The 5,897-nt window shown below is 62.1% G+C and carries 5 protein-coding genes; 1 reads left to right on the plus strand and 4 read right to left on the minus strand.

Annotated features, from left to right (window positions below):
- Positions 1 to 101 precede the first annotated feature (101 nt).
- The 4 genes from FJY68_12985 to FJY68_13000 all read right to left on the minus strand — a co-directional run bounded on the left by FJY68_12985 (position 102) and on the right by FJY68_13000 (position 5,202).
- Positions 102 to 821 carry a hypothetical protein gene (locus FJY68_12985; protein MBM3332739.1) on the minus strand — a complete coding sequence of 240 codons (720 nt, stop codon included), beginning with the start codon at positions 819 to 821 and terminating at the stop codon, positions 102 to 104.
- 202 nt (positions 822 to 1,023) lie between these two features.
- Positions 1,024 to 1,605, minus strand: a complete 582-nt coding sequence (locus FJY68_12990) for a 2'-5' RNA ligase family protein (protein ID MBM3332740.1) — start codon at positions 1,603 to 1,605, stop codon at positions 1,024 to 1,026.
- Between the two features lie 197 nt (positions 1,606 to 1,802).
- Entirely contained in the window at positions 1,803 to 3,101 is a 1,299-nt protein-coding gene (locus FJY68_12995; GenBank protein MBM3332741.1) for a DNA-processing protein DprA, read from the minus strand.
- 1 nt (position 3,102) lies between these two features.
- The gene (locus FJY68_13000) at positions 3,103 to 5,202 is read right to left on the minus strand and encodes a RecQ family ATP-dependent DNA helicase (protein MBM3332742.1); all 2,100 of its coding nucleotides are present in this window, start codon (positions 5,200 to 5,202) and stop codon (positions 3,103 to 3,105) included.
- Between the two features lie 291 nt (positions 5,203 to 5,493).
- On the opposite strand from FJY68_13000, the gene FJY68_13005 reads away from it, so the two are divergent.
- The gene (locus tag FJY68_13005) at positions 5,494 to 5,775 is read left to right on the plus strand and encodes a hypothetical protein (GenBank protein ID MBM3332743.1); all 282 of its coding nucleotides are present in this window, start codon (positions 5,494 to 5,496) and stop codon (positions 5,773 to 5,775) included.
- Positions 5,776 to 5,897 lie beyond the last annotated feature (122 nt).

Consider the following 5,897-nt stretch of genomic DNA (forward strand, 5'->3'; position numbering starts at 1 on the left):
GGCCCGATCCTACCTACGCAGCCGGCAACGCCAGCCAGAAGTGGTCAGGAGTTACTTTGCGGAAGAGCACGTCCGATATGCGGCAACATGACCTCAAGCTGTCAAACATTTAGTGCTCTCCGTAGTAGGTCACTTTCTCCGTCGTCAATCCAGCCCTGCACGGTTGCGCTGAAGTCTGCGCTTCTCGCACTGTCTCGTCTGCTCTGGTTCTCCGATATGTTCTTCCTTAGTCGGTCAGCAGAACCTTCCTGTCTCTGTAAGAATTCGCGAGTCTGGCGGATTCTCTTCTCCAGGCGGTCACGGTGCTCTTCCCTGCCCTGCGCACGGGCCTCCTGAATCACACGGAACGCCTCGTCTAGCGAGCGCTGCACCTCATCCCAATCATCCTTGTTCAGGTAGTAGTCGGCTCTTGCCTTCTGCGTTTCCTTGAGAAGGTCCATCGCGACACGCGGGCCGTGTTCCTTCAGGGCGAACTTGATATCGCCGGCCTTCTGCTGGAAGTGCACCTTGCTCTCAAAGGAGGCCTGCTTCTTTCGCCGCTTGATTTCATCCCAGACTTCTTGATATCGCCGCCAGGCTCTTTCGTGGTCGACGTGAACCATCTTTCTTTCTTTGAAGCGTTGCTCGACCTTCCGCAGATCATCCTCTCGATTCCTCAAGTAGCCCTTCGTTCCCACCATGAGTTCGCTGACGAACCTGGTTATGTCGCTCAAGATGAAGTCGATTTCGTGAATGGTGGAATCCCGGAACTTGGCTGACTCTGCGGCAAACGCAGCTCGCTTGGTCTCGTATTCCCCTTTTTGATCGCTAGATTCTGTCACGTGACTACTCTCCTAGGCTAGATTGGGCCATCAGTGGCTGCACCAAGGATCGGAGGCACCCGCATGTCATGCAGAAGGCCATGCTTGCCGGGAACCTCGGGTACAGACTCGCGGCGCCATGGCCGGCGGCAACTGCTTGTGCAGAGCCTGCCCTGAGCCTGCTGAAGGGTCGAGCATCCGTTCAACCAGTTCGACCATCTTGTCATACTGCGCCTTGACTTGCCACCGCTTTCAGTCTCCTGCGCAGCTTGAGCGTGCGCCGGACCGCGAAGCGGAACCGGGGGTTGGGAGTGATGTAGGCGACCTCCCTGCAAACGAAGGATCCCTCGACAGACCGGTCCCTCAGCTCCGCAAGCAGTTCCTCGTCCACCTTGCGGCCGGAGCGTCCCTCGGTGATGGTCATGTGCGGGATGAAGTCGTCGGTGTGGGGCAGGCCCAGGTTGAACAACCCGACACCGTGAAGCGCCTTGCGGATCTCCAGAACCCGTGCGTTTGGGCGGATCCTGAACCAGATGCAGGGATAGGGAAGGAAGGAATCAGGCGGTCCGTATTCAATCCGGAAGGCATCGAATCCGGCCGCAACCTGCACTAACCGAGCCCAGTCGTCCTCTCGGGGTATGCGGACCATGGGCTGCGTGAGCGTGATGTGTGTGCCGAAGTAGGAATGCGAAGTCGGGTCGTATCCCGCACGCAATCGGTCGACGGTTCTTCGGACTCGCTCCGGCGGCACAATCACCAGTACCCCGCAACGGAAGCTCTCCTGCCAGTTGGTCCACTCGCTCATGCCACTCTCTCCGCAGACGGTTGGCCATCCGCCGCCGCCATTTGGCGCTCGCGGGATTCTTGCTCGTGCGGGGTCTTGGCCTTGGGCAACTGATTGTGCAGGTCGAGCATCCGTTCCACCAGTTCAACCATCTTGTCATGCCGCGTTCTGCCATCAGCCGGGAACACCGAAAGCGCCCATCGTCCTGCTGGTTTTAGTCACGCCGTAGCCTCGCCCACCGGGTTGGCGTCATCGAACAGCTGCGCCTCCCATTGATAGCGGCGAGGATTGCTCAGTCTCCTGACGTGTCCGTCGCGCACCGCCCGCTTCAGCCAGTCGCTGAGTTGTGCCCGACTGAAGTCGCCGGACGCGAGCAGTTGCTTCTGCGTGGCCGGCGTCTCAGCGGTGAGTTGCTTCAGCCGATCCAGAAAGAGTGCATAGCCACGTTGGCTTTCCGGCACGTCTTGGCCAGCCGCAGGCAGGTCGACGCTCCCCGATCCCGTTCCGTATTCTGCCGAGCCGTCCGATACAGATGATTCCGCCGCCAGCACGTAGGGCAGTCCTTTGTCCAACTGGTCTGCCGGTTCCACCTGGTCTCGAACCAGCAGTGTGGAAAGCTGAGGCTCCCCATCCGGCAACCACTTAGCACCTCGCTTCACCAGTTCGGAGTTCCCCGAAGCCGGGTCCTGATGCGACTTGACCCAGAGCGGCACCCAACCTTTCTTAAGGTCCTCGACCGCGCCGTTCCACGTCCCACCTCTTTCCCGGTCGGCCGCAATCACGATAGCCGCATCGGCCAAGCAATAGATGTACTTGTTGCGGGCCATGGCATTGCCCACGTCGAATCCTGCGTCCGGGTTGAAGGGCGACACCAGTACAAGGTCCTTTGCCATTAGCGCCTTGCGGTATCTGGCGGATGTGGTCGCGTGGAGCAAGCTGTCCGACAGGACGCCCACGGCAGTTCCTCCGCGCTCCAGCGCACCCGACATGGCGGCTTCGTCAACCCCGCGTGCTCCTCCCGAAACGACCGACAGGCCTTGCAGCGCCACGTCGGCCCCGAGGCGCGCGGTGAAGGCGAGGTCTTGTTCGCTCGGATGCCGCGAGCCGACAACGGCGATGCCGCCCAGATTCAGCAGACTTCGCCGGCCGCACCCGAAGAGCACCGGCGGCGAGTCTGCCTTCAGCCGTTTCTTCAGGCGCACAGGATAGTCGGAGTCGGCCCGGGTCAGCACCCATAGTCCGGCCCTCGCCCATTTCTCCGCGGCCAGCCCCAGCGCCCCGGCCCGATCAAGCAGGTGTCGGATGCGCTCTTGTGTAACCGTGCGGTCCACCCAGGCAACCAGAACGTCGGCGGGGTCTTGCCGCAGGAGCGTTTCCGGGAGGATTTCATGGTCTTTGAGCCAGCGGGCCAGACGTCCCCATTCCGTCGGCGCAAGCGGCTTCGGCTCGCCCTTCGTCGGCTTGCCGAGATGCGTTGTCAGCAGCAGCACGGCCTGCGTCTGGTTGTTGATGTTCACGTCAATCTCTGGCGCTCGTGGTCGCCAACGCCACCGGCAGGACTGGACCCGCGCCGGCTTGCCTCAGAAGCGCGGCTACGACGGTCATGGTCCACGCCGAATCCACGAGGTCGTCCATTAGCAGAACTGGACCGGGCTGGACGTCACTCGTGACCTTGAACACGCCGTCAAGATTGGAGCATTGTCGGAAGCGGTTCTGCTGGAGCTTCTGCGGCTCGTTGGCCCCCACCTTGGTCACTACCGGTACGAACGGAAGTTCCAGAAGAGCCGCCAGACGCTTGGCAAGGTCCGGTACCAGATGCGGCCGGCTGAGCGACGGCACACACGTCACCCAGGTCGGCATCGGATCGGGCTTCCAGCGGTTTCTGATCATCTCCGCCAAGGCGCGGGCAAGTTCGTCTCGGAAGCGTCCGGCATGCTTGTCTTCGGCCACGAGTTGCCCCCAGCCGGCGTCGCCCCAGCGGGAAAGAACCCGACCGGTCTCCGCCCGCAGTTCTCTAGGAATGTTGCCGCTGAACCCGTATTGCTGGAATGCATCCTTCGCCACCTGTCTCCTGCACTCGAGTGGCAGCTCGGACTGTCTGAGGAATCGGGCGGCCTCTACCGCGCGGGCGCGCGAGTAGGTCTCGGCAACCACGGGATGGCCGAGGCACACCGCGCACTTGCCGCATGGGCGCGGGTTCTCATCATCCAGAACGCGGGCCAGGAACACCATTAGGCACTCGCGGCTGTCAATGTAGTCCTGCACCTCTTGCCATTCAATCACCCGTTGGAGGGTAAGTCGCCGGATGTGCTCGCCGTCCATCCGGTAGTCCACCGGGGTTCGTTTCCAGAGGCTGCCATCCTTGATGACCGGCGACGGATTCTCAACCGACAGGAACTTGAGAACCTGCTCGATCTGGCCCATACGCAGGTTCACCGACCTCTCCATTTGCCGCTCAGTGAGCCCGTCGCCTGCCGCCAGTAGTTCCAGAATGGCCTTCACGTGGCCTTCGTCCGGGAAGGCGCTGCTACGGAAGAACTCGTGAATCTCCTCGTCCTCGCGACCTGACAGCAGCACTCCGAATGCGTGGTCAATCGCCCGTCCGGCACGGCCCACCTGCTGGTAGTAGGTGATTATCGAACCCGGGGCCTGATAGTGAACGACGAACCCCAAATCCGGCTTGTCATAGCCCATACCGAGCGCAGTGGTCGCCACCAACGCCTTGAGACGGTTGTCCCGCAGCAAGTCTTCGAGATGCTGACGATATGCGCTGGAATCGGCAAACTCCGGCGACTCCACATCGCTGTAGTAAGCCTTGGCCTCGATGCCGTTCCGACCGAGCCAACCCGCGACCTGGTCGGCATCACGTCGAGTGAGAGTGTAGACGATGCCGGTCCCGGGTAGTTCTGGAAGATGCTCGGCGAGCCAGGCCAGACGAACTGACTGGTCGGGCAGACGCAGGGTTTGCAGGATGAGACTCTCCCGCATCAGTGGGCCGCGGCGCACCTGGATGCCGCCTAACTGGCTGCACACGTCGTCGAGCACGCGGTTGTTCGCGGTCGCCGTAGTGCCCAACACGGGCATGTTCGGAGGCATGTGCTGCAGCACGTTCACCAGGCGGCGGTAGTCGGGACGAAAATCGTGACCCCAGTCGGAGATACAGTGGGCTTCATCCACCACCAGCAGGCCGATACGGCCGGCTACCGGCAGCAGGACATTCTGGACGAAATCATCGTTAGCCAGCCGCTCCGGCGAGATGAGCAAAGCGTCGGCCTCATTGTTGAGGATGGCTTGCGTCAGAGCCGGCCATTCCTCCCGGTTGGTCGAGTTGACGGTCAGTGCCTTGATGCGAAGGCGGTTTGCAGCTTCGATCTGGTTTCGCATCAGCGCCAGCAGGGGCGAGACGATCAATGTCGGCCCGGACCCACGGTCGCGCAGAATCCGAGTGGCGATGAAGTACACCGAGCTCTTGCCCCAGCCCGTCCGCTGCACGACCAGGAGCCTCTCCCGCCGATTCACCAGCGCATCGATTGCCTCCCATTGGCCGGGCCGGAATTGGGCATCGGCTATGCCGAGCGCCTGGCGCAGCAGACCGCAAGCACTGTCGCGGTCGCTCATCACTTGGCATCCCCGACAGTCGCGGGAAAAGAGAGGGCTTCCTCGATTTCCGACCTGACTCGTGTCAAGGGTATTGCACAGCCCCGGCCGGGCGCGGCGCGGGGGTTAGGGGCCAGGGATTTGGGGCTCGGATCCCCGGTCCCTTCCCGATAGTCAGGATTGGAAGATTCTGCGGTCGGGGCTTGGGACACGCTCGGCGCGAAACGGGGACAGTCCCTCGGAGCACGAGGACGTGCGGTACAGTCCCCATTTTCGCGGACAGGTGCACTCGCGCCCATTGTTGTCTAGGATATGTCAGATTCCGCCGCAGTCAAGCCGTGGGCCGCAGCCGTTGTCCGGTTCGGCGGGCGGTCAAGTGCAGGACCTGACCCAAGTGCGGCGGCTGGTGCGGGCGGTGGAACGAGGGCTGGAGCGGCGGTTGTTCCGCGGGCTGTTGCGGGCGCAGGAGCGGGAGCCGGAGTGGTTGCCGTTGCAGTGGCAGTTGCGGCAGCCGCAGCAGAGGCTGGACTGGCGGCTGCAGCGGGTGGTGAAGCGAGGGCTGCTCAAGGTGGAAGACTCGCACCTGTTGGGTGATGTCCTATAATCCCTGTAAATTCGGGGCTGATTTTGACCGGAAAGGAAGAAGGCGTAAGCTCCAATGTCGTTAGTCAAACCAACCGCCGGTGACGGCCGGCAGAGAGGAAACTTACGCCGTG

Source organism: candidate division WOR-3 bacterium (assembly GCA_016867815.1).
In the GTDB taxonomy this organism is placed as follows: Bacteria; Hydrothermota; Tepidihabitantia; order Tepidihabitantales; family Tepidihabitantaceae; genus UBA2258.